The organism is Morganella morganii H1r (assembly GCF_000633515.1).
Lineage (GTDB): Bacteria > Pseudomonadota > Gammaproteobacteria > Enterobacterales > Enterobacteriaceae > Morganella > Morganella morganii_B.
This window is the reverse complement of record NZ_AYMP01000005.1, coordinates 50,799-74,235: the sequence shown is the minus strand read 5'-3', so window position 1 is coordinate 74,235 and position 23,437 is coordinate 50,799. Positions and strand designations below refer to the sequence as shown.

The window sequence follows — 23,437 nt, the reverse complement described above, 5'->3', positions numbered from 1 at the left end:
CCGTTTTTTTTACCGAGGTGATCCCATGAGCGGATTAGTCGCACCCAAGGCCGTTGCGCCGACCGATGAAACGACAGATATCAGTGACAAGGGCGTTGTGGTGACAACCATCCCGTTTTACCCGGATATCACACTGTCTGATCTGCGCTGGGCTATGCGGGTTAACGGCACGGTTACCACCGCGAGACTGAAGCACGCTGCGACCAGTGCCGCCCTGTATGTCAACGACCTTCTGAAAGAATGGCAGGCAGTGCAGACAGCGGAAACGCTGGGTGATGTGCCGTCAACACCGGCCAACGACGAAACCCGGCATTTATTTTTATACCGCCAGGCGGTTTACAGCTTCACAAAGTCATATCTGATTGAAAATTATCGTGATATCGACACAACCCGCGAAGGTGAAAAACACGCGGAAGCCCTGAGCACGCAGATTGATGATCTGCGCCGTGACGGACAGAACGCCGTCCGTGATCTGATGGGGCTGCGGCGCATGGTGGCGGAGCTGGCGTAATGAAAGTACAGGCACAGCAGGGCGATACCGTGGATTTACTCTGTTACCGGCACTACCGGCGCACGCAGGGAGTCGTCACGCAGGTGCTTGATGCGAATCCGGGTCTGTGTCTGGCAACCGTTTTACATCCGGGGCAGTGGGTGGAAATGCCGGATATCACCGAACCTAAACAGAAAGATACCGTTCAATTGTGGGATTAGGGATGGACGAATTACACAGCAGACTTACCTATTTTTTCGCCACGATTGGCGCGTTTTTCTCCGGGCTTTCTTTGTATGAAATGGGTTTTTTAATCGGGCTGGCCTTCAGTATTGCGCTCGGCGTGCTGAATTACCTGCTTAACCGGCGCTCGCAACAGCAGCGGACGGCGATATGGGCGGATTATGTGGAAATCCTGAAACAGCAGGGTATCAGCAGCGGATCCGCAAAAGATTTTATTACCGCACCGAAACAGGAATTGTGATGCAACAGAATAACCTGAATGTATTCAGCAAAGTAATGATCGGTTTGTTGCTGGGGGGTGCCGGAGCGACAGCCATTGTCGATCAGTTTCTGGATGAGAAAGAAGGTAATTTGCTGACCGCGTATCAGGACGGCGGCGGTATCTGGACTATCTGCCGTGGCGTGACCCGGATTGACGGCAAGCCGGTAAAGCGCGGTATGACACTGACAGCGGAGCAGTGCGCCAAAGTGAACCGTACCGAGGCTGAAAAGGCGGTGCAGTGGGTGCTGCGTAATGTGCATGTGCCGCTGAATGATGCACAGATTGCCGGTATTGCCAGTTTTTGCCCGTATAACATCGGCCCGGGGAAATGTTTCACATCCACATTTTATAAAAAACTGAATGCCGGTGATAAACGCGGTGCCTGTCAGGAAATAAAGCGCTGGGTCTATGACGGCGGCAAAGACTGCCGGAATACCAAAGGGCAGAAAAACGGATGTTACGGTCAGGTGCTGCGCCGGGAACAGGAGGCTGCGCTTGCGTGCTGGGGTCTGGACGATGAATAAAAGCGGCTTTTCGAACTGTGCCATTGTTGGTCTGTTACTGCTGACGGTCGGCGGGAAATGGTACTACGACAGGAAAATCGCCGTACTGACCACCACACACCAGACCACATTAAACGCGCTGACGCTGGCAGCGAAACAGCAAAGTGATGCGGCAGCGGAACGGATGCGGACAGCACAGCGTAAAGCCGCAGAACTGGACACCAGACACACAGGAAAACTGAAAGATGCGCTTGAGGAAAATAATCATCTGCGTAATGCCGTTCGTGATGGTGCTCGCCGGCTGCGGCTCACCGGTGCCGACCTTGCCACCTGTGAATTGTCAGCAGGCAGAAATACCGGCGGCAGCAGCGTGGGCGATGGAGCCGAAATCCGACTCACTGAAAAAGCTGAACGAACTGTTTTCGATATCAGAGCCGGAATCATCAGTGACCAGGCAAAATTAGATTATCTGCAATCCCGGGTCAGGGAGTTAGAAAAACAGTGCAGGGTATCACCATGAAAACAGTTTGTTATGTCATTGGCACCCTGATTTTTCTGGCTGTGTTTCTGATTTCGTCGGTCTGTCTGCTGACAGATAACAGTTGCGGTACTGACCGTAAAAGCCTTGAAAAGCGCTGTGTCAGTGCGATTAACCACTACAGGGGGCAATGATGCTGAAACCGAAGTTACTGCGGGAATTTCTGACAGCGCGGGAGCCGCGTTTTCAGCAGAATCCGGAATCACTGGAGGTCTACGCCTCAGAGGGAAACCTTATTGCCACCGGCAGACCGGGAAATTCCTTCATGTACAGCTACAAGCTGAATCTGCTGGCAATGGATTACCCGAACTCCCTGGATGATTTGATGCTGCCGGTGCTGAAGTGGGTGCGGGAGCAACAGCCGGCGCTGATATTTAACCCGGACAAACGCGAGGGCGGGATCCGTTTTGATGCTGACATTCTGGGCAACGACACCGCCGACATTCTGATTGTGCTGCCCGTTACCGAGCGTGTTGTTGTTGAGGGCAGAGACGGAGAAGAAACCGTAACACATCTGCCTGAGCCGGAATTTAAACCGCGTCAGGTGTAAGGGGGTAGCGTGAGTAACGAAACCGCGTTGTTTTCACAGCTGGATGCCGAATTATCGCGGCTGCTGTCAACGACAAGCCCGGCATACCGCCGCCGGTTGTCGGCAAAACTGGCAAAGGCTATCCGGGCAGAACAGCAGAAACGGATCCGCAGTCAGCAAAATGCGGACGGCTCACCTTACCGGGAACGAAAAACACGGGTTCTGCGATCAAAGCAGGGTGTTGAATTTCTGTATAAGGGTGAAGTCCGCCGCCTGCGGGGCTGGCGTAACACCAAAGGGCGCAACGGCAGGATGATTACCGGCTATGACGAAGAGCGCGGTGCGGTACGGTCATTCATGCGGAAGGATATTGAACGCTTTCTGTCCATCGACCTGTCAGAAACACGCCGCAGCACAAAGCGCGCGGATCCGATGTTTAAGCGGCTGCGTACTGCCCGGTTTTTGCGGGCACAGGCTTTTCCGGATGCCGCCGTTGTCGGGTTTCAGGGTAAAGCCGCCGCCATTGCCCGGCAGCATCAGTACGGCCTCACCGGTGCCGTTAACGAGCTGGCGCGGACGCAGTACCCGAAACGCGAATTACTCGGCCTGTCGCAGTACGAACGCGCCGGGCTGCTGGAACTTATTTATCAGGATTTGGTGAACTCACGATGACACTGAATGAACTGGAACGCCTTATTTCCAACCTGTTACGCGTTGGTGTGGTTGAAGCCGTGGACACTGAAAAAATGGTCTGCCGGGTCAGAGCCGGGGACATTCTCACCGACTGGATCCGCTGGGGTGCTGACCGTGCCGGGGCGGGGCGCTCATGGTGGGCACCGGTTGCCGGTGAGCAGGTCATTATCGGCGCTGTGAATGGTGAATTAACCACGGCCTTTGTGCTGTGTTCGCTGTACAGCGATGCAAACGGGGCACCGAGCCACAGCGCGCAGGCTATGCACAAAACATTCAGTGACGGTGCCGTTATCGAATACGAGCCGGAAACCGGTGAATTAACGGTGACCGGCATTCAGAAAGCCACGGTGAACGCCGTGCAAAAAATTGATGCCACCGCCCCGGAAGTGACAGTGACGGCCAGCACGCAGATTAATTTTAATACCCCGAAAGTGGTGTGCTCAGACAACCTGACGTGCGCCACGCTGAATGTGGAAAAAGGCGGTGAAATGACCGGAAATATTACACATAAGGACGGTAAGTTTTCATCAAACGGTGTCGTGGTTGACAACCATAGTCACGGCGGCGTAGAACGCGGCGGCAGTTGGACGGACGGAATAAAATGACATACAGCGGATTTGACAGACAAACGGGTATGACCATCAGTGACGATGCGCATATTACGCAGAGCATGTACGACATTCTGCACACGCCTATCGGTTCCCGCGTTATGCGCCGTGAATACGGTTCGTTACTGTCAGAGCTGATTGATGAACCGGACAATAAGGTAACGCGTCTGAAAGTCATGAGCGCCTGCTATATGGCATTGATGCGCTGGGAGCCGCGTATCAGCCTGCAACGTATTGAGGTAAAGCCGGACGAAAACAATGTACCGACCCTGTATTTTCAGGGCACAAAAACCGATAACCAGCCTTTTACGGCAGAAATTCCCCGGGGGTAATCATGCCAACTATCGACATCAGCCAGTTACCGCCGCCGGACGTGATCGAAACGTTAGATTTCGAACAGATTTTCGCTGATCGCAAAGCTGCATTGCTGGCAGCGCTGCCGGAAGAACTGCGGGAGCCTGCCGCCCGTGTGCTGCAACTGGAATCCGAGCCGCTGACCAAGTTGTTAGAGGAAAGCGCCTACCGGGAATTACTGCTGCGCCAGCGGGTCAATGAAGCCGCCCGCGCCTGTATGGTGGCTTATGCTTACGGGGCAGATTTGGATCAGCTGGGCGCGAACAACAACGTGCCACGGCTGGTTATCCGGGAGGCTGACGACACCGTGATCCCGCCACTGTCGGCCGTTTATGAATCCGATGCTGATTTCCGGATGCGTATTCCGGAGGCATTTGAGGGAATGAGTGTTGCCGGGCCTGTCGGCGCGTATGTTTTTCATGCCCGCAGCGCCTCCGGTCTGGTCGCGGATGCCTCGGCAATCAGCCCGGAACCGGCCTGTGTGACCGTCAGTGTGCTGTCCCGCGAGGGTGACGGCACCGCACCGCCGGAACTGCTGACCATCGTTGATAAGGCACTGAATGATGAAAATGTGCGCCCGGTGGCTGACCGCGTTACTGTGCAGTCCGTTGAGATTGTCCGTTACGCCATTGACGCGGTGCTTTATCTTTTCCCGGCACCGGAAGCCGAACCGATAGAAGCCGCCGCCCGGGAACGGATAGCGCGGTATGTGAAAGAGCAGCACCGTATCGGGCGTGATATCCGCCTGTCGGCTATTTACGCCGCCCTGCATGTTGAAGGGGTTCAGCGCGTTGAGCTGAAAAGCCCGGCAAAAGATATTGTGATAAGCGATACCGAGTCATCATTCTGCACCGGTTTGACAGTGACGGTCGGGGGATCTGATGAGTAGCCGCCTGCTGCCGCCCGGTTCCAGCCCGCTGGAGATTGCCGCAGCCCGGGCGTGCGCTGAGATAGAGCGCGTGCCGGTGCCGCTAAAAATCCTGATCAACCCGGATACCTGTCCGCTGCATCTGCTGCCGTATCTTGCGTGGGCGTGGTCGGTTGACCGCTGGGGTGCTGACTGGCCGGAGCGGACAAAGCGGGATGTTATCAAAGCGTCAATGTTCATTCATAAACATAAAGGCACCATCGGGGCGCTGCGGCGTGTCGTGGAGCCGTTGGGCTATCTGATCCGCATCACTGAGTGGTGGAAAACCGGCGATCGTAACGGGACATTCCGACTGACGGTCGGCGTATCGGAAACGGGTATCACCGAAGAAACCTATTACGAACTTGAACGCCTGATATTCGACGCAAAGCCCGTCAGCCGTCACCTGCTCGGTCTGTCCATCAACCTGAGCACACAGTGCAATATTTACTGTGGTGCAACCGTCAACACCGGTGACGTGCTGAAAGTGTACCCGTACATGCCGGAGACTATCCGTACAGAAAGTGCCGCTTACACAGGTGCGGCACTGATAACCATTGATAAAGTGAGAGTAAACCCATGACAGCAAAGTATTTCGCTATCCTGACGAACTACGGCGCGGCACAGCTGGCGAACGCTGTAGCGCTGGGTACGCAGATGAACATTACCGCAATGGGGGCTGGCGACGGCGGCGGTACACTGTCGGTTCCGGACCCGGCACAAACAACGTTAATCCATGAAAACCGCCGTGCAGCGGTCAATCAGGTATCAGTAGACGATAAAAACCCGAACATCATCATTGCCGAACAGGTGATCCCGGAAAATGAGGGTGGTTGGTGGATTCGTGAAATCGGGCTGTATGATGATAAAGGCGGTCTGATCGCAATTGGTAACGCTCCGGAAACCTACAAGCCAAATTTACAGGAAGGGTCCGGCCGGACACAGGTTCTCCAGATGGCACTGATTGTCAGTAGCACTCAGGCTGTCACCCTGAAAGTTGATCCGTCCGTGGTACTGGCAACGCGGGAGTATGTGACAAAAAGTATTGATGCCGCAATTCAGGCATCAGAGGACAGAGCCGCACAAACCTATCAGCCTAAAGGTGATTATGTCACCAACCCGTATTTAAAGTTGGAGATGCTTAAAAAAATTGATAAGGCTGATATAGCCCAGCAACTGGGCAACGACACAGCAAAAGTACCATCATTACAGTTAGTGACAACTGAGTTAGGTAAAAAGGCGGGAATTGCTGATGTGGCGGGCAAGCTCGATAAATCCGCTGTAGTACAAACTACCGGAATATCCGCAACTGATGTGATGAGCCAGAAAGCGGTAAGCCAGGCACTTGACCAGAAAGCGTCTGTATTTTCTTTGTCGGGTAAAATTGACAATACTTCTGTAACGAATGATTTAGGAACGTCCTCATCACTGATTATGAGTCAGAAAGGGGTAACAGAAAACTGCGTTCCTGTCGGCACGGTAATTTTCGTCTCACACAACAAACCGGTAATCGGCCGTTTTTTGAAAACCGTGGGTCCTGCGGTTTCCCGTACCATGTACGCGGATTTATTTGCTGTGGTCGGGACAACTTACGGATCTGGTGACGGAAGCACAACCTTTAACCTCCCCGATACACGTGATGAATTTCCGCGATTTACCGGAGATAGTCGTGCTGTAGGTAGCAAGCAGGGAGATGCAACCCGTAACTTTACCGGTATGGTGTCAGGGCGCACATCTACAAACTCAGCCCGGATTTTTTCCAGCAGTACAGCAGGAGTCTTTTCCGTATCAGGTACAGACGGCGCTATGGTCGATAATGGCTCAGGAACAAGCCCTTCACCGGCAGACCGCATGAATACCCTGACCATCGACGGTAGTCGTCAACTCCCAGTTGCTGATGAGATTCGTCCACGCAACATAGCGTTTGTAGGCTGGATTAAATACTGAGGAATTTAGATGAAAATATTTAACTATCACCCTGTAACAAAAGAATACCTGAGCGAAAGTCTGGCGGATGCTGACCCTATGGTAGAGGATAACTGGCTTATTCCTGCACATGCAACTACGGTCAAGCCACCAGAAATAAAGCCCGGATATATCCCCGTATTTGATGGTGAACAATGGATGCAGAAAGCAGATTACCGGGGTATAAAAATTTACAACATTATCACTGCGCAGGAATCAGAAGTTAAAGAACTCGGTGAACTTCCGGACGGCGTGACCACCAGTGTGCCGGATGTGGTGTTTCCGAAGTGGAACGGCAAAAAGTGGGTGACAGATAAAGCAGCAAAAAAGGAGAGTGATATCGCGGCAGCAGAAGCACAAAAGCAATACCTGATTGCCGAAGTCAACGCCGAAACCCAGATACTGCAAACAAAACTCGCTCTGAAACGCATTAAGGTAGACGAGCTGGAGCTGTTAAATGCGTGGCTTGACTATTTGGACGAACTCGAAGCTATCGACACCTCCGCAGCGCCGGATATCGACTGGCCGCAAAAACCACAGTAAATAAAAAGGGGCGTTTAATTCGCCCCTTGCTGTGTTTATAACGATATCGGCAGCATATCCATCAGATCGCTGAACTCCATCTCAGCCAGCCGCTCCCGTAAATCCTCACTGGCTTTCACCAGGGAAATACTGAACTCTATCCGCCTGGCTTTACCGTCTGAAAAGAACTCCGCCCGGCCTTCGTTCAGGCCGTCCATGATGTACATACCGTAGATCATGCCGGTGCCCTCAATCAGCGGGTAAGGCCGTCCGCGATAGGCGGCAGTGCGCAAAAGCTCCAGTGAGATATCACCGCCGGTTACTTCCGGCAGCAACACACCGTTCAGGGTGATTTTATCCTCACCCGCCCCGATATACTGCCAGCTCGCGGAACGGCCGACACGGTCATTTTTGGCATAGCGCCAGCTCATTGATCGCTGTAAGTTCTGGTAAGGTATGGTTTCCAGCATAAAAACAAACATACCGTAAATCATCATCATAGCAGTTACCCTATATCCGTGAGTTGTGACCGGCGGCGGCTGTCCTGAGAGCGTTTCAGTTTTTCCAGTTCCTGCCGTACCATTGCTGCGATACTTTTCGCGTTTGCCATATCCACGCCGTGAAAATGCAGCTCAATTTTATCGCCTTCCTGTTTAATGTCCTGCCGTGCCGCCGGGCGCGGCATTTCCATTTTTGTCGGGGTGAAGTCTGACGCGGCAATATCCGGAGCCGGTACACGCTTAAAGGCTGACGGAGAACGCACAGACGGATCCTGATACAGACCGTCGACAGCTTTAATCGCCGGGAAGTTTTTAAAGACAATTTCACCGAGTTTATTCGGATCTTTCGCCGCTTTCTCTGCCGGGCTGCTGAAGCCGGAACCGTCTTTACTTTTTTTCGCTGTCGGGTCATAGACGCCTGTGCCATAGGTGGCTTCTGTGGCTTCCTTTTGTTTGTTCTTTTTATCCGCCTCTTTAATGGCTTCATCCCACGCGCCGGTTAATTTCTCCTTGGCTTTACCGGCAACGTCTGAAACCTTTTTGCCCGCGCTGTCGATAAAATCACTGGCACCTTTCGGCAGTTTCCACTTAGGCGTAAACAGGCTCATGACTTTCCTGCCCTGACTTTTCAGCTTCGCGACATCTTCGGCGGAGAGTTCAACAGGTTTCATTTTGTTGATTTGATTTACAGCATCCTCGGCGGCTTTTGGTGCCATGTCGAGTTTTTCCAGAATCCAGCCGATCCCCTGAGAAACAAGCTCAATCGGGGCAAGCAGGGAACGGATAGCGATACCAACAACTTCACCGAATATTTTTCCGGCAGACGTACAGGCCTGTAATGCCTCATCAGAGGCTTTAACCGGCGTAAACAGCTCGGAAAGCCATTCCCACACCTTTTTGATCGCCGTCCAGATACCATCAAAAACCGGTGCCAGCCCGGAGAATACCGCGCTGAATGCTTCGCCGAGCGGTGCAAGGGCGGTCATCAGACCTTCAAAGAATCCGCTGAAAAAGGCTTTTACGTGATCCCAGTATTTGTAGATCAGTAATGCCGCGCCGACTACTGCAGCAACGACAAGACCGACAGGGCTCATTAACAGAGAAAGTCCGCCGGATGCCATTGATGCGCCGAGTTTTATCACGTTAAAGAACTTGCCGAATGCACCAACCGCCCCCATTAAACCCTGACCACCGGTTAACAGAGAAAGGCTCAGGCGCATCGCTGCAAACGGCATCATGACAGCGGCAGCGCCTGCTGCCAGTGTGCCGAGAGCGGCGGTGACTGTGGCGATAATCAGCCCGGCTTTAATCAGCGCTGCGGATAATTCAGGATGTGTTTTCATCCAGTTACCGATACCGCTGATGACATTGGTAATACCTTGCGTCAGATTACGCAGCGGGGAATCAACGCTTTCCTGCATCTGAATGCCGAGATCTTCCCAGGCGGATTGCAGTTGCTTCAAATCCCCTTTCAGGTTGTCAATTTTGACCTTGGCGTTTTTATCCGCTTCACCACCGCTGTTTTCGTTGGCTTTTTTGAGTTCGTCATAGCGGCCGTTTCCGGTTGCGTCGATAACTGCACCCATGCCGACCATTGCTTCTTCGCCGAATATCTCCTTTTTGATCCGGATCTGGCTTGCCTGGTCGAATTGCTTCAGTGCCTTGCCGACATCCTTCAGGATATCCCCGGCATCCCGCAGCTGGCCGTTAGAGTCCTTGATCGATACACCGAGCTGCTCCATTGCCTTTTGGCCTTTACCGACAGGGGCAACGAGGCGGGATAAACCGGCACGCAGTGACGTACCCGCCATTGAGCCGCGGATCCCGTTATCGGCCATCGTACCGGCCATCGCGGCCATACTTTCCAGACTGACCCCGAGCTGTGCGGCAACCGGCCCGGCATAAGTCATCGTTTCGCCGAGCATCCGTAAGTCGGTGTTACTGCGGGTAAAGGTGGCGGTCAGAACGTCAGAGACGCGGTTCATCTGGTCAGCATCCATCCTGAACTGAGTCAGAACGTTTGAACCGATATCAGAAGCCTCACCGAGATCCATATCTCCGGCCAGACCCATGTTTAAAATACCGGGCAGTGCCGCTTTAATGGCTTCCGGCGTGAAACCTGCCATTGCGAGGAACTTCTGACCGGATGCCGCATCGGTTGCCGTGTATGCGGTACTTGCGCCGAGTTCCCGCGCCTGGTCACGCAGCATCTTCAGGCGCGGATCGCTTTTATCCAGGCGGGTCAGAGCCTGAACGCCGGACATGCCTTCATCAAAATCACGGCCGGGAGCCATGACGCGGGATGCGGCATACAGAGCACCGCCACCGGCAGCAGCGGCTGCTGCGCCGCCCATTGCCATTTTGCCGCTCAGTTGTTTGGCTTTTTCGTATCGCGCCTGTGCCCGGGTAACGGATGCCAGCCGCTGACGTTGTGCCTCAAGCTGCCGGTTATAGGCTTCGGTGCGCCGGGTGATTTGTGCTGTGGCATTATCGCTGTTCCGGACAGATATGCCGTGCCGGTACAGCTGCGCCGCCGCAGCCTGTAGTTTTTGCTTTTCACTGTCGAGAGAACGACCGAGGCGGTCACGCGCCAGCCGTGCCTGTTCCAGTGCGCGTTTTTGTTCTTCGGTGCGCTGATTTAATGCCGGGTAGCTGTCGCGCAGAGCCTGAACTTTTGCCTTTGCCTCTTCGTAAGCCGTGGTATTGCGTCTGACGGACTGAGATAACCGATCAAACGTTGCCGCCTGACCGGCCAGATTTCTGATAGTGTTCTGAGTGGCTTTTATCTGAGAGGCAAAACCGGCGGCACTGCGCTGTGCAGCACTCACCGGTGAGGTAAAGTTATTGACGGCGTTGAGTGCTACCCGAATGCTGAGATTGCGATCTGTCATTCGTCCTGTCCTGTGCGTGCCGCCGCAAGGCCGTGCCACTTAATTAATTCTGAAATTGTCATTTCGTCATAAGCGGACGGCGGCCAGTGGAACACCACGGCGATATCGGCGATCAGGTCATCAATATCCGTGGTGGGTATTTCGGTGATTATTCTTCCGGTTCGCGGGTCTCGTCGTCCGGGGCACTCGGTGCTAAAAAATTCGCCACCTCGTTAACCAACTGAGAAAAGCAATCAACCGGCATTGAGGAAAGTTCCTGTTCTGACAGACGCGGCTGCGTCACGCGCGGGAGCAGGGTGATCATAGAATTCACATCCCCGGTGGCGACATCCCACATTTTCAGGCCGCGCAGGGTTCCGGCCTGCCGCATAGAGTCAGTAATCGTAACTTCGGTAATGACGTTGCCATTTTTCAGAGTGACAGGGCTGTTAAATTTAACAATAGACATAGTGATAGTTCCTGTGAATAAGCGTTGTAATCAGCGCCACGGCGTGACGCTGCGGATAAAATTAATGACCGATATTGGCGCGGTGCTCTGCCAGGCGATCCACGCCGTCAACGATCCATTTCATGTTGATTAAATCCAGCTCGAAAATGTCCTGACCGTCAGCAGTGATTTTGCAGTAGGTATTTTTCAGCGTGTATTTGTGCTGGGTGTTATCCCCGGCTTTTGCTGTGCCCTGGTCAAGTTCGTTAAAACGTCCGCGTGTCTGGATCTCATATGCGGTTGTCTCTCCGGTGGCATCGTCATAGTAGGAACCGGCAAAACGGAATTGCAGGCTGTCAATCGTACCGCCCCATTGTTTGATGAGTTCAATGTTTAAGCCACCCATTGCAACGTCCATGTCGAGCGCCCCGGCATCAAAGCCGAGATTGACCGCCACGGCACCGAGCATTCCGCCCCCCTGGTAATCTTCGGTTTTCATCGTCAGTTTAGGCGGCGTGACCTCTTCTACTTGTCCAAGGTAGGTCTGACCGTTAATAAACAGGTCAAACATAAAGAGTTTTTTAGGCATTCCCATAATTTACGCTCCTGAACCTAACTGATTGAATACCGCAAAATATTCATCGGTAAAGGTCTGCTCAAGGCCGAGGCGCTCAAGAGGCGGCACCGGCGTGTATTTATATTTGATGATCGCGTGACCATCACGTAACTGTGTTGACGGGTTGTCGGCAGGGTCATACCAGCAGCTGAAGCCGAGTAAGCGCCCCTGAGTAACCAGCTGATCCCCTTTCTTCTGAATGCCGTCGATAATGTCTTTAATCAGAGACGGGGTGAGCGGTTTATCAACGTATGAGAAATGGGCTTTGGCGATCATGTCTGCCAGTATTTGCGCGGTGCGGGTGTAGACTTCAAAGACATAAATCTCTTCGTCACACGTCCGGTTACCCCAGAAGCGGAACCCCATATTTTTTATCAGGGTGGTAATGCCTTTTTCGTTCAGGTCGTTTGCATCGGTGTCTTTGTCCTGTAGTGACCAGTACACATCCGCAGACATACCGAGAACGCCGTTAACCGGCACGTTGGATAATGATTTGTGCCAGCCCTGTTCATCGTCGATACGGGCACGCAATCCGGCAGCTACCGCAGGCGCAGGAATAATTTCATTTTTACCGGTTTCGCTGTTGTAGCCGATCCAGTCCGGGTAAAGCACCATCACTTCACGCTGGCTGAAATCACTGCGGTATTCCTTCGCCTCGGCAATCGTGGTGCAGCCGTTGGCGGACACATAAGCGAATGCGCTCAGCTTATCGGCAAAAACAGCCATTTGCAGCGCCACAGGCTTTGTGTCGAGTTCCGGAGCAATCAGGATGCGCGGTTGCTCGTCTGTCTTGTCTTTTGCCGTCAGCAGCGCATACAGGCCGGTATAGCGGCCATCGGCACCATTACCGCCGATAACAAGCTGATCCTGAGTTTTGGCCGCCTCGCCCTCTTTGGGCTGGATATTGGCCGCATCTGCCACGCGGATAACAATCACTTTCGGGCTGCACTGGTCAGAAATGGCTTTCAGGGTTTTATACAGGGTGCCGGTTTTACCTGCTTTCCCGAGCACTGATCGGATACGGGTTACAAGTACGGGGGTATCAAGCGGAAACTGTTCCGCATCAGCATCATCACCCGTGCAGACAACACCGATTACAGAGGTGTTTATATCGCGGATCAGGGTGGTGAGTTTGGTTGTCTCTTTGACTTCCACGCCGTGATGATAAGTCATAATTCAGCCTCACAAAAAAAGAAGTAACGCTATTGTCATGATAAAACCCTGCTAAATCATGCGCTTTCACTTGTGATATCCGTGTGACAAGCAAAAGCGGTACAGTCACGCGCGCGCGATGTGGGAAAGTGTCCGCATAAGGGGGGCGCATGTTTGAACACTATTTTGATCCGGAACTGGTAAAGCAACCGGCCTTTGATATCACTATCGGCGGAAAGCAGGTGTTAAGCCTGAACGGGCGCATGATGGGACTGACACTGACGGACAACCGGGGCTTTGAGGCTGACACGCTGGAAATCACCATTGATGATACTGACGGGAAAATAGAGCTGCCGCCGCGCGGGGTTGAGGTCAGTGTCGCTATCGGCTGGCGTGGTGAACCACTGACGCATAAAGGTATTTTCACCGTTGATGAGGTGAGTCACTCCGGGCCGCCTGACCAGTTAATTGTGACAGCGCGGTCTGCGGATTTCCGGCAGGACTTCAACGTTAAGCGTGAATACAGCTGGCATGATATCACTGTCGGTAAGGTGGTCAGCGCTATTGCCGGGCGCTACAACCTGACGCCGGCAGTCAGCCGACAACTGATTGATATTGAAATAGACCACGCTGACCAGACTAATGAGAGCGATATCAGTTTTCTGTCACGCATGGCGGAAATGCTGGGCGCTATTGCCACTATCAAAAACGGGAACCTGCTGTTTATCATCCCGAACCGGGGGCTGTCAGCCAGCGGCAAGCCTATACCGGAAATAGTGATCACCCGTGACAGCGGTGATAAGCACAGCTTCCGTGTGGCTGACCGGGACGCTTACACCGGCGTAAAGGCGAACTGGCTGGATCTCAACTTCGGGAAAAAACCGGAAACCAGTGTGAAGCGGAAGAATCACAAAAGTAAAAAGCCGAAAAAAGAAAAGAAAGAAAAATCAGGCAGTAAAGAGGGTGAATATCTGGAAGGGGCAGAGGGTAACGTTTTTGTGATGCGTCAGACCTTTAAAACCGAGACAGCGGCAAAACGGGCGGCAGCGGCAAAGTGGCTGAAACTGCAACGCGGGGCAGCGGAGTTTTCTATCACGCTGGCGCGTGGCCGGGCAGACCTGTTTCCGGAAATGCCCGCCACGGTAAGCGGCTTTAAATCGGTGATTGATAATCACAAATGGATTATTGCCCGGGTGGTGCATCAGATAGGCGAGGGCGGCTTTCAGACACAGCTTGAATTAGAGCTTAAAATTGATAATGACAATATGGTGGATGGTGATAATTCAGACAACTAATTTAACGTGATATAATTAGGACAGGCAAACCCCCGAACCAAGGTTTTACAATGGCGTTTAATTGTCCAAAATGCGGCGCCGCATCCTGGACTCGCACCAGCGAGCCGGTAACTGAAGAAACGAAACGCAGCTATCACCAGTGTCAAAATATACTGTGTGGCTGTACTTTTACTACCCTGACCAGCGTCGAACGGTATTTAACAAAGCCAGCCCCGCAGCCACTGCCGACAGGATTCCGCCTGCCGGAGAATGCGTTTCCGAAAAGTCATTACGGCGAAAATCAATTAGTATTGCCGATGTAAAAATAAGGCCCCTCAATTTGAGGGGCTTCGCATATCTGGTTTGAATATTATTCGTAGTCGAAAGAAATAATATCCCCTGTGGTGATATCAACTTTTGCCACGGCTCTTTGTTTCACGGTGGCGTTATATTGATTTTTCCCGGTAAAGGTTGTTATGACAGTGGCAACCGGCGGTTTTGCGCTGAGATCCATTCGGTAGGTTGTCGATTCGTGGGAATAGCTGCGGCTATCATTCATATCATTTTTAATCTGTTTTTCTAATGGCCGGTAAGAACCGTCAAAAGAAGAAAATTTAGATACAAAATTGTCCAGGTTAACGCGGTCATTCAGCGCACTGACAGAACGGTCAAAGTCAGCTTTGCACCAGCCGAGAACCTCGGCCAATGTCAGATCTATATTTTTCGTGTAACTCATTTGACTGAGGCAGTTATAAAAAATATCGAAGTGAGAACTATCGAACGGTACACTTGCCAGATAGTTTTTAACAATGTCCTGCCGGGTCGCCTGAGCCTCATTGCGGTATTCTTTCAGTGTCATACGCGGGTATTTGAATGCAGGGATTTCGGACTTGCTGGTTACCGCTACGGTTTCGTTTTGCTGTGCCTGTTTTTTTTCTTTTTTATCGGGAGATAACTGCGAGCCAATGACGGAAAAAACCAGAAACGCGCCAAGATAAATCAAAGCAGCCTTACCTCTGCCGGGCATTTTAACAGCCTGAGGTTTGATCATTCCAATAACAAAAGCCAGGAAAGAGACAACCGCAATAAAGAAAATAATATCTTCCATAGAGTCACCATCGGTTAAGTAAAGTTAAACAATCAGAGTCGGTACATTGAACAGGCAGGAAGGGATAAAGTAAAGCCCCAGGAAACAGGGGCTTTTGTGGTACGTGGTCAATAATGGTCGATAGTGGACAGTATGTGGACACTCAGCAATGTACGCTTATATATTTCAATGGGTTAAGCGTAAAAACTGAACACCATCCCTGTCTTTTACAGCCCCTCTCGAGGGGCTTTTTTTTATCTGTTTTTTGGGTACCGGAGATGCAGCCGGTAAAAAAAGCGGCCTTGCGGCCGCCGTAATTGAATTACAACGAGAAATTAAAAGTTGTAGCGCACACCGATATTGCCGTGCAGCGGCGATTCTGTTTTGTCGCCTTTGCGGTAATCGATTTCCGCATAAGCCTGAATCTGCGGTGTGAAACGGACAGTTAACCCGCCGCCGGCTTTCAGGCTGTCGCCGGAGAAATCGGTGTCAAACGTATTGCGCTGGTTAATGGTCACATCATTATTGCTGATAAACTCATGCTGCCAGGCCAGTGTGGCGTAAGGGGTGATAATCACCTGATTGTTCAGAGTGAAATCTTTCCCCGCGTGCAGCCCGAGTTCGGATTGCAGGGACTGCTGGGCATTCAGTTTTGCCTGCATATTATTGTTCAGGTGAACTGATTTGCTGTCCGCACGCATATAGCTCAGGCGGGCATACGGCTCTGTCCAGAAGGCGTCCGGCAGATCAAAGGCGTAACCGGCTTCTGCGGATGCGCCGTAAGCATTCTGTGAATAATCCCCCCGGATGCTGCTGCGGTTGGTGGAAACTGCACGTAACTCATTATTGAAATGGTTATATTTCAGCACACCATCGAGATACCAGCCGTTATCTGAGAACCAGGTGGCATAACCCCCGGCAGTGATACTGTCGATGCTGCTTTCGCCGCCGCGCTGATGCTTCAGTTTGACATCGTTATAGCCGGTAAAGACGCCGAGCCACAATTTGCCGTTTTCCAGCGGGACGGATTTATCCGCACCCAGCTCAAAACCGGCCTGATTCAGTTTAAAGTGTGTGTGTCCGGTGCCCGCACGGGTTCTGTCGCCGGTCAGGCGCACCCAGACCCCCGCATCGCCCTGATTATCCCGTAACTCGCCGCGGCGGAACCGCAGAGTGTCGAGTTCGTGATTAAAAATCAGCTGCGGCGCGGCAGACATGGATAACACCGCGTCGGTGGACGGTGTGGTTTTATTGTCCGGAACAACCGGCGGAACCGGCTTTTCAGGCTCGCCCGGTTCATCTTTCTGAGCCGCCAGATACCAGATTTTGCCGTCCTGCTCATCACGCTGATAGAGCGAGTACATATAGGTCCCGCCGTCCACCGCATTGATATTGGTACCGTCGAGGGCGCTCAGGCGGAACTGTGCATTACTGCTTTCGTCCGTGATTATATCAAGACGTGACTCATCCGGACGGGTAATTTCAGCCCCGGAATCCTGTACATTCAGAGCATGATCACCACTGCCGTTACGGATAGTGAGGTAATCCCCCTGTTGTTCCGCAATGGCAGTGTTCATAAAAAATGTCTGGCTGCCGGAGAGATTATCAATGAGCAGATGGCTGTATCCGGCATTGACCGGCGCAACAAACCGGATCTGCCCCTGCCCGCTGAGCGAACCGGCAAAGGCGGTATTCCCGGTATCGCCGGTGATCACCAGCAGGGTGCTGTCCGTGCCGGATAAGATGATATTTTCCGCATATGCCCCGGCATCCGCAGCCAGTCTGTCTTCCGCACCGGCAGTCAGCTGTACCTGAGACTGCTGATTAACTGTGGTGACGCCGAGGAGCTGCGCGCCGGCCGCCAGCCAGCTTTTGGCACGGTCACTCAGTGTGGTATCTGTCGCGGAGGAGGCTTCGTAAATATGTTGTACGGCGGTGTCATAGAGTTTGTTATTAATCGCTTGTCCGCCGCCTTTAATAATCTGGGCACCGCCGTTCTTTATCCGGTTAACTTCCGCAATACCGGCAGCAGCGGTGGTATTCTGACGGAAAATATATTGCTGGCCGCCATCAACGGTTGTATTGGTGGCTTTGGAGTCATCGACAACATATTGCCGGGCCCCGGCGTTCACGAGGGTATTATCGGCAAACCCTTTGCCGTGCAGTTGCTGTAATCCGCCGTCATTAATAATGGTACTGTCCGCAAATCCGCCGGATTTCAGCATCTGGGCACCGCCGTTATTGACAACGGTATCCAGGGATTTACCGTCCTGCTGGACATATTCATAACCGCCGTCATTAACCTGTGTACCGGTTGATTCCCCGCCCAGGTAAATAAATAATTTCCCGCCGTTGCTGACGATATTATTTTCTGACCGGCCCGGGTCATCCGCTTTACCGGTATTACTGACATAGACGGTTCCGCCGTTGAGTACGGAGTCTTTTAATATACCGCCGTCCAGAACACGGATTAAACCACCGCTCTGAATATCAATACGGCTGCCGGTAGCCGGGAAACCGGTGTGATAGCCGTCCCAGGCAATATGGCTTGTTTTATCAATCCAGACTTCAGCACCACCCTGAACCTGAGAATCCTCAAACAGGCCAAGCACACTGAGTTTACTGCCGCTCAGCAGGGTCAGATCTTTGGCAATCCCGATATAGTCTGCGGGATCGCCGATAACTGATGCGCCAACCTCATAGCACTGATCCGCCGTGAGTTCTCCGGTGAGTGTTGAGCTCCCGCCGTAAGTGATACTGCCTCTGTCACCACAGAATGTTTCTGCCATCACCAATGAAGGCGCGGTGGTAAAAATAACGGACAATATGGCGAGATGTAATATTTTCTTTTTTGGTTTCATTAGTGATTCCCTGGTGTCGGTATATATAACAAAAGCCATTTCGTCAGACGAAAATGGTAAATGTTTAAAGCAGTTATTTTTATTTATGAGATAAGTATCTTATTTAAGATTTGTTTAATCAACGGAGAGCAAAATGCATATTTAAGTGATTTTTTTAATTTTATCTGGTGGGAATGAATCTTAATACACAGGATGAATGAAGGTAATCTGATGGTTTTTTTATTTTATTGACCAGTATAATATTCTTGTTAAGTCTGTTTTTGGGTTAGTATTGTTGTTTAAATTCCGGATTTGATTTACCGGAGGAAATGGAGATACCCGTGATATGAGTAATGATAATAGTGTGATAAACATTAAATTAGTATGTCTGAATGTTACGAATATTCTTGTTTTTAATACCTGCCATAAGTAATATTCAATAATTGCAAAAAAATATTATATAAAATCCTATTGCATCAATCATGTCACAATGTAAATTCTCACATAATTTATTACTGTTTGTTTTCATTAATTACATAATGTGCGGGGAATCCGGATATATATTCTTCTCCGTATGTGATTTTTTATTTCAAATCCCGGTTTTTACTCCTCTCTTTCCTGTAACGCATTTTTTGTGAAAAAAATGTTTCGGATACGCTAATTATTTTCTGTTTTTCGGGTATCCTTAACGGGTATGCTGAATAATATCCGGTTATGACGTACCAGTGTTTCCGGTGTCTCAAAATGACAAAAAAATCCGCAAAGGTAGGTGCATCCGGCGAAACCTTATTTTACTATAGGGTTAGGTGAATCAATTCAGCACCGCATTACAGCAGTGAATTCCCGAAGCCTGACCGGGGAAGCGTGATAACATGCCGCTCAGGTTTTTCAGATTTACACATATTACATCTGCAAATCAGAGGTCATCATGAGCAAGAAGATCAAACGAATCGGTGTGCTGACAAGCGGCGGTGATGCGCCGGGCATGAATGCCGCGATCCGTGGCGTTGTCCGCGCTGCGTTGTCAGAAGAGCTGGAAGTTATCGGGATTTATGACGGCTATCTCGGGCTGTATGAAAACCGGATGAAACAGCTCGACCGCTTCAGTGTCTCTGATGTGATCAACCGCGGCGGCACATTCCTCGGGTCAGCCCGTTTCCCGGAATTCCGTGATGATAAAGTGCGGGAAACGGCGATTGAAAATATGCGCAAAAACGGCATCGACGCGCTGGTGGTTATCGGCGGGGACGGTTCCTACCTCGGTGCCAAAAAACTGACTGAAGCGGGTTTCCCGTGTATCGGCCTGCCGGGCACTATCGATAATGACGTGGCGGGAACCGATTACACCATCGGCTATTTTACCGCGCTGGAAACCGTGGTTGAAGCGATTGACCGCCTGCGTGATACCTCCACTTCCCACAAACGTATCTCTATTGTGGAAGTGATGGGGCGCTATTGCGGTGACCTGACGCTGTCTGCCGCCATTGCCGGGGGCTGTGAATTTATCGTTCTGCCGCCGAATGAAGTGGAATACAGCAGTGATGAACTGATTGCAGAAATCAAAGCCGGGATTGATAAAGGTAAACGTCATGCCATTGTGGCGATCACCGAACATGTCACCGATGTGTATGAGCTGGCGCGCCAGATCGAGGCAACAACACATCACGAAACCCGCGCAACGGTGCTGGGCCATATCCAGCGCGGCGGATCGCCGGTGGCGTATGACCGTATCCTCGCATCCCGCATGGGCGCATATTCTATTCAGTTACTGCTGGAAGGTTACGGCGGCCGCTGTGTCGGGATCCAGAATGAAAAACTGGTTCATCACGATATTATTGATGCAGTGATGAATATGAAGCGGGTGTTTAAGAAAGACTGGTATGAGACCGCGAAGAAACTCTACTAAAAAATCCTCGTCATCCTTCAGTCCGTGGCCGTGTTGGCTGCGTTCGCCCACCCCGGTCACATACTGGTGTATGTTCCCGGGGATGTTCTCACTTTGCCGCCTTGCCACAAACTGAATGATGTAGAGGATTACGCGAATTGTCCTTCAGCCTGTGGCCGTGTTGGCTGCGTTCGCCCACCCCGGTCACATACTGGTGTATGTTCCCGGGGATGTTCTCACTTTGCCGCCTTGCCACAAACTGAATGATTTAGAGGATTACGCGAATTGTCCTTCAGTCCGTGGCCGTGTTGGCTGCGTTCGCCCACCCCGGTCACATACTGGTGTATGTTCCCGGGGATATCCTCACGTTGCCGCCTTGTCACACATTTTTTGTTGCATCTCTGTCTGTAACATGGAGAATTTAAAAGAAATCGGATACCGGATTCATAAGGACAGTGGGGCAGACCTCAATATGCATATTATTATTGCTGCAATTTCAGCATTAGCTGCGCTTGTATGGGCGTTACATTCATTACAAAACTCAGGTGTTGATCTGAATTCGTTTAATCCGTTTACCTGGGCCCGGCGAAGAAAGTGGCAAAAACTCTATGGGGTGAAACCTATTTATAATTTGCCGACGGCAACAGAAGCAGCTGCCGTTATTATTGTCGGGGCACTGAAGCAGGAAGGGGAAATATCCCGGGAACAAAAACAAACGGTAATTACGCTGTTTACGGATAATTTTAACCTGGAAAATCAGGATGCTGCGGACTTGTTTTCGTCATCGTCACATCTGGTACATGATAACGAACTGAATTTTGATCAAAGTGTCCCTCATATACTTAAATTGAGTATGAAGCAATTTACACCTGAAATGGTTGTGACATTCCTTTCATTATTAGAACGTGTGGTGACGCTGGAGGGGGAACCGACAAAGGCGCAGACAGATATTATTGACAGGGTGCGGGAGACATTTAAAAGTGAAAATAAAAATAATATAAACTGGAAAAACTAGTTTTTTGTTATTTAAAACGACAGTACCGGTTCTGATTTCACGGAATACACAAAAAAAGCGGCGATTTCGCCGCTTTTTGCTGTCCGGAATCCGGGATTATTTTGCCGCTTTGGCTGCGGCAGCAGCTTTGACGATCACGCCGAACGCATCGGCTTTCAGTGATGCGCCGCCGACTAATGCACCGTCGATATCCGGCTGAGTGAACAGCTCTGCGGCGTTTTTATCGTTCACGGAACCGCCGTACTGGATGATGACCTGCTCTGCCACTTTCGCATCTTTCTTCGCGATATGGCTGCGGATAAATTTGTGCACCGCCTGTGCCTGTGCCGGGGTGGCGGATTTGCCGGTACCGATAGCCCAGATTGGCTCATACGCAATGACAGCGCCGAGGAAGGCATCTGCACCCTGAGTGTTCAGAACGGCATCAATCTGGCGTGCGCAGACTTCTTCGGTTTTACCCGCTTCATTCTCTGCTTCGGATTCACCGATGCACAGTACCGGGGTCAGACCCAGTTTTTTCAGGACAGCAAATTTTTCTGCCACTAATTCATCACTTTCACCGTGGTAAGTACGGCGCTCGGAGTGACCGATAATGATGTACTGCGCGCCGATATCTTTCAGCATTTCAGGGGAGGTTTCGCCGGTGAACGCACCGGAGAGATTCAGACCGGTATCCTGGGCACCCAGCACAATGGAGGAGCCCGCCAGAACCTGTTTGGCCTGAGAGAGATAAATTGCCGGTGGTGCGATCGCAACATCACATCCGGTGACATTACCGATTTCATGACGCAGAGCGGTGATCAGCTCATGAACCATTTTACTGCTGCCGTTCAGCTTCCAGTTACCCATGACTAAGGGATGTCGCATTGTATTTCCTCCTGCCGGAATGAGTTAAATGACTTCAGCTTTATTACCATTGTCCGCGCAGAACGGCGAACAGGCAAACAGAGTGACAGTATAGTGAAAGCGGCGCGAAATAGCTTTGCTTTTCGGCCACTGTTTACTGTGCCGTATCACTATTAGATAGCGAAAGCTTAATCGGTTCAATAGCGAAAGTTACCCCATTTTTACTATCAACTACCAGAAGATAACGTAATGCACCGAATTGAGAGGCGTAAGTGCCGGTTTTGAAATCCGTTGCCAGTGCCCGGCTCAGGGCGGCATCGATATTGTTTTCATTGAGTGTCGGCTCGAACTGAATAATCAGTGCTTTAATATAGGCCAGCATCAGGGCCCGGTTGTTTTTTTCCGCCGTACTGTCCGCACCGGGCAGCAGTGTCAGCTGGAGACTTTTGATTTTTTCACTGTCGCGCTCAAGGACGGCAGAGGAGTAAATATAAGGGCTGATGCGGGTTGCCGCCCGCAGATAGCTGGCGGTAATGTCGTTTGAGGCCACGACTTTGTATTCCCGCAATGGCAGCAACGGGTTGTTGCGGTTAAACTGTTCGCGCATAACGGGGATGGTGATGCCGAAGGCGGGCGCATCCGCCTGAAGCCAGAGCGCTTCCGGTGAGCAGGGGATTGGGATCAGTACCGTATCACCTGCCGCAGCGGATGTGACAGGCAGCAGTGCGCATCCCGCTGTCAGGGCGGTCAGTACGGTTTTTTTGACTGCGTTCATAACGGCTCCCTGTGATCTGTCTGCAACATAACCAGTGTACACGATTAGGAAAGAGAAATGACACTACAACAATGGGCGTTTTCGTTTCACGGGCGGATCGGCCGCAAAGCATTCTGGGCGGGGATCGGCGTGTGCGGCGCAGTGCTGTTTCTCCTGATGTCATTACAGGGGCTGTTTCAGTTACCTGTTGAAGTGATTATGATTGCGGTACTGATGGTGATGTATCCGGCAGCCGCAATTTTTACCAAACGCCTGCATGATCGCAATAAACGCGGCGGCTGGGCATTGATGCTGTTGATGGCGTGGGCGCTGACCACACCGGACTGGAGCCTTGCCGGTGATTTCTGGCAGTGGGGACTGGGACGTTTTCTGCCGATTTTTATCGTGATGATTATGGTGCTCGACTGCGGCGTGTTTAAAAGTCTTGATGAGGGCAACCGCTTCGGGGAGAGCACGCAGCCGGTGGATAAAATCGACAGCCACTGAGGCGGAGACAGCGGGCGAACCCGCTGTCA

At 51.5% G+C, this 23,437-nt stretch carries 29 protein-coding genes; 19 read left to right on the top strand and 10 right to left on the bottom strand.

The window, feature by feature from the left end; genetic code table 11:
- Window positions 1–25: 25 nt before the first annotated feature.
- From U868_RS0103090 to U868_RS0103025, 14 genes are read left to right on the top strand one after another with little or no spacing between them, the layout of a single operon-like run.
- The gene (locus tag U868_RS0103090) at window positions 26–511 is read left to right on the top strand and encodes a head completion/stabilization protein (RefSeq protein ID WP_025152008.1); all 486 of its coding nucleotides are present in this window, start codon (window positions 26–28) and stop codon (window positions 509–511) included.
- The gene (locus U868_RS0103085) at window positions 511–711 is read left to right on the top strand and encodes a tail protein X (protein ID WP_025152007.1); all 201 of its coding nucleotides are present in this window, start codon (window positions 511–513) and stop codon (window positions 709–711) included. Before U868_RS0103090 ends, U868_RS0103085 begins: the two co-directional genes overlap by 1 nt.
- Before the next feature lie 2 nt (window positions 712–713).
- On the top strand, window positions 714–974 hold the full coding sequence (locus U868_RS0103080) for a hypothetical protein (protein WP_025152006.1): 261 nt from the start codon (window positions 714–716) through the stop codon (window positions 972–974).
- A complete protein-coding gene (locus tag U868_RS0103075) occupies window positions 974–1,519 on the top strand; it encodes a lysozyme (RefSeq protein WP_025152005.1) in 546 nt (181 codons plus the stop codon). Before U868_RS0103080 ends, U868_RS0103075 begins: the two co-directional genes overlap by 1 nt.
- Window positions 1,512–2,018: a lysis protein gene (locus tag U868_RS0103070; protein ID WP_025152004.1), complete on the top strand. Its 507-nt coding sequence runs from the start codon at window positions 1,512–1,514 to the stop codon at window positions 2,016–2,018. The genes U868_RS0103075 and U868_RS0103070 overlap by 8 nt, the downstream gene beginning before the upstream one ends.
- Complete coding sequence (locus tag U868_RS25420) at window positions 2,015–2,170, top strand: hypothetical protein (protein ID WP_155734980.1); 156 nt, start codon at window positions 2,015–2,017, stop codon at window positions 2,168–2,170. The genes U868_RS0103070 and U868_RS25420 overlap by 4 nt, the downstream gene beginning before the upstream one ends.
- Window positions 2,167–2,586, top strand: a complete 420-nt coding sequence (locus tag U868_RS0103060; protein ID WP_240182648.1) for a phage tail protein — start codon at window positions 2,167–2,169, stop codon at window positions 2,584–2,586. The genes U868_RS25420 and U868_RS0103060 overlap by 4 nt, the downstream gene beginning before the upstream one ends.
- Window positions 2,587–2,595: 9 nt before the next feature.
- Window positions 2,596–3,237 carry a phage virion morphogenesis protein gene (locus U868_RS0103055; protein WP_025152002.1) on the top strand — a complete coding sequence of 214 codons (642 nt, stop codon included), beginning with the start codon at window positions 2,596–2,598 and terminating at the stop codon, window positions 3,235–3,237.
- Window positions 3,234–3,863 carry a phage baseplate assembly protein V gene (locus tag U868_RS0103050; RefSeq protein WP_025152001.1) on the top strand — a complete coding sequence of 210 codons (630 nt, stop codon included), beginning with the start codon at window positions 3,234–3,236 and terminating at the stop codon, window positions 3,861–3,863. The genes U868_RS0103055 and U868_RS0103050 overlap by 4 nt, the downstream gene beginning before the upstream one ends.
- Complete coding sequence (locus U868_RS0103045; RefSeq protein ID WP_025152000.1) at window positions 3,860–4,198, top strand: GPW/gp25 family protein; 339 nt, start codon at window positions 3,860–3,862, stop codon at window positions 4,196–4,198. Before U868_RS0103050 ends, U868_RS0103045 begins: the two co-directional genes overlap by 4 nt.
- 2 nt (window positions 4,199–4,200) lie before the next feature.
- Window positions 4,201–5,109 (top strand): baseplate assembly protein, encoded by a 909-nt coding sequence (locus U868_RS0103040; protein ID WP_025151999.1) that lies wholly within the window; start codon window positions 4,201–4,203, stop codon window positions 5,107–5,109.
- The gene (locus tag U868_RS0103035; protein ID WP_025151998.1) at window positions 5,102–5,710 is read left to right on the top strand and encodes a phage tail protein I; all 609 of its coding nucleotides are present in this window, start codon (window positions 5,102–5,104) and stop codon (window positions 5,708–5,710) included. Before U868_RS0103040 ends, U868_RS0103035 begins: the two co-directional genes overlap by 8 nt.
- Complete coding sequence (locus U868_RS0103030) at window positions 5,707–7,074, top strand: phage tail protein (RefSeq protein ID WP_025151997.1); 1,368 nt, start codon at window positions 5,707–5,709, stop codon at window positions 7,072–7,074. Before U868_RS0103035 ends, U868_RS0103030 begins: the two co-directional genes overlap by 4 nt.
- Before the next feature lie 9 nt (window positions 7,075–7,083).
- Window positions 7,084–7,635 carry a tail fiber assembly protein gene (locus U868_RS0103025; RefSeq protein ID WP_029990544.1) on the top strand — a complete coding sequence of 184 codons (552 nt, stop codon included), beginning with the start codon at window positions 7,084–7,086 and terminating at the stop codon, window positions 7,633–7,635.
- Between the two features lie 35 nt (window positions 7,636–7,670).
- Here U868_RS0103025 and U868_RS0103020 read toward each other — a convergent pair whose 3' ends face one another.
- The 6 genes from U868_RS0103020 to U868_RS0103000 form a co-directional block, all read right to left on the bottom strand.
- Window positions 7,671–8,114, bottom strand: coding sequence for a phage tail protein (locus tag U868_RS0103020; RefSeq protein ID WP_025151995.1), 444 nt, complete (start codon window positions 8,112–8,114; stop codon window positions 7,671–7,673).
- A gap of 5 nt (window positions 8,115–8,119) precedes the next feature.
- Window positions 8,120–11,005 carry a phage tail tape measure protein gene (locus U868_RS0103015; protein WP_025151994.1) on the bottom strand — a complete coding sequence of 962 codons (2,886 nt, stop codon included), beginning with the start codon at window positions 11,003–11,005 and terminating at the stop codon, window positions 8,120–8,122.
- Window positions 11,002–11,109 carry a GpE family phage tail protein gene (locus U868_RS24395; RefSeq protein WP_373261361.1) on the bottom strand — a complete coding sequence of 36 codons (108 nt, stop codon included), beginning with the start codon at window positions 11,107–11,109 and terminating at the stop codon, window positions 11,002–11,004. The genes U868_RS0103015 and U868_RS24395 overlap by 4 nt, the downstream gene beginning before the upstream one ends.
- Before the next feature lie 44 nt (window positions 11,110–11,153).
- Window positions 11,154–11,453: a hypothetical protein gene (locus tag U868_RS0103010; RefSeq protein ID WP_004237471.1), complete on the bottom strand. Its 300-nt coding sequence runs from the start codon at window positions 11,451–11,453 to the stop codon at window positions 11,154–11,156.
- 61 nt (window positions 11,454–11,514) lie between these two features.
- Window positions 11,515–12,027, bottom strand: coding sequence for a phage major tail tube protein (locus tag U868_RS0103005; protein WP_015422692.1), 513 nt, complete (start codon window positions 12,025–12,027; stop codon window positions 11,515–11,517).
- A gap of 3 nt (window positions 12,028–12,030) precedes the next feature.
- Entirely contained in the window at window positions 12,031–13,221 is a 1,191-nt protein-coding gene (locus U868_RS0103000; protein ID WP_025151993.1) for a phage tail sheath subtilisin-like domain-containing protein, read from the bottom strand.
- Between the two features lie 149 nt (window positions 13,222–13,370).
- Here U868_RS0103000 and U868_RS0102995 point away from each other — a divergent pair, with 149 nt between their 5' ends.
- Window positions 13,371–14,495 (top strand): phage late control D family protein, encoded by a 1,125-nt coding sequence (locus U868_RS0102995; RefSeq protein ID WP_025151992.1) that lies wholly within the window; start codon window positions 13,371–13,373, stop codon window positions 14,493–14,495.
- A gap of 50 nt (window positions 14,496–14,545) precedes the next feature.
- Window positions 14,546–14,797, top strand: a complete 252-nt coding sequence (locus U868_RS24390) for an ogr/Delta-like zinc finger family protein (RefSeq protein ID WP_071997688.1) — start codon at window positions 14,546–14,548, stop codon at window positions 14,795–14,797.
- 47 nt (window positions 14,798–14,844) lie between these two features.
- On the opposite strand, the gene U868_RS0102990 is transcribed toward U868_RS24390, so the two are convergent.
- Window positions 14,845–15,582 carry a hypothetical protein gene (locus U868_RS0102990; RefSeq protein WP_025151991.1) on the bottom strand — a complete coding sequence of 246 codons (738 nt, stop codon included), beginning with the start codon at window positions 15,580–15,582 and terminating at the stop codon, window positions 14,845–14,847.
- A 314-nt stretch (window positions 15,583–15,896) separates the two neighbouring features.
- Window positions 15,897–18,422, bottom strand: a complete 2,526-nt coding sequence (locus tag U868_RS0102985) for an autotransporter outer membrane beta-barrel domain-containing protein (protein ID WP_025151990.1) — start codon at window positions 18,420–18,422, stop codon at window positions 15,897–15,899.
- Window positions 18,423–19,329: 907 nt separating this feature from the next.
- Between U868_RS0102985 and pfkA the strand changes: the two genes are divergently transcribed.
- Together pfkA and U868_RS0102970 are read left to right on the top strand one after the other, a co-directional pair.
- A complete protein-coding gene (gene pfkA / locus U868_RS0102975) occupies window positions 19,330–20,307 on the top strand; it encodes a 6-phosphofructokinase (RefSeq protein ID WP_025151989.1) in 978 nt (325 codons plus the stop codon).
- A gap of 391 nt (window positions 20,308–20,698) precedes the next feature.
- The gene (locus U868_RS0102970) at window positions 20,699–21,301 is read left to right on the top strand and encodes a phenylacetic acid degradation protein (RefSeq protein WP_240182645.1); all 603 of its coding nucleotides are present in this window, start codon (window positions 20,699–20,701) and stop codon (window positions 21,299–21,301) included.
- Window positions 21,302–21,397: 96 nt separating this feature from the next.
- Here U868_RS0102970 and tpiA read toward each other — a convergent pair whose 3' ends face one another.
- Both tpiA and U868_RS0102960 read right to left on the bottom strand, forming a co-directional pair.
- Entirely contained in the window at window positions 21,398–22,168 is a 771-nt protein-coding gene (gene tpiA / locus U868_RS0102965; protein ID WP_025151987.1) for a triose-phosphate isomerase, read from the bottom strand.
- Between the two features lie 133 nt (window positions 22,169–22,301).
- Complete coding sequence (locus tag U868_RS0102960) at window positions 22,302–22,922, bottom strand: DUF1454 family protein (protein ID WP_025151986.1); 621 nt, start codon at window positions 22,920–22,922, stop codon at window positions 22,302–22,304.
- Window positions 22,923–22,979: 57 nt separating this feature from the next.
- On the opposite strand from U868_RS0102960, the gene U868_RS0102955 reads away from it, so the two are divergent.
- On the top strand, window positions 22,980–23,408 hold the full coding sequence (locus U868_RS0102955; protein WP_025151985.1) for a DUF805 domain-containing protein: 429 nt from the start codon (window positions 22,980–22,982) through the stop codon (window positions 23,406–23,408).
- The last annotated feature ends 29 nt before the right edge of the window (window positions 23,409–23,437 follow it).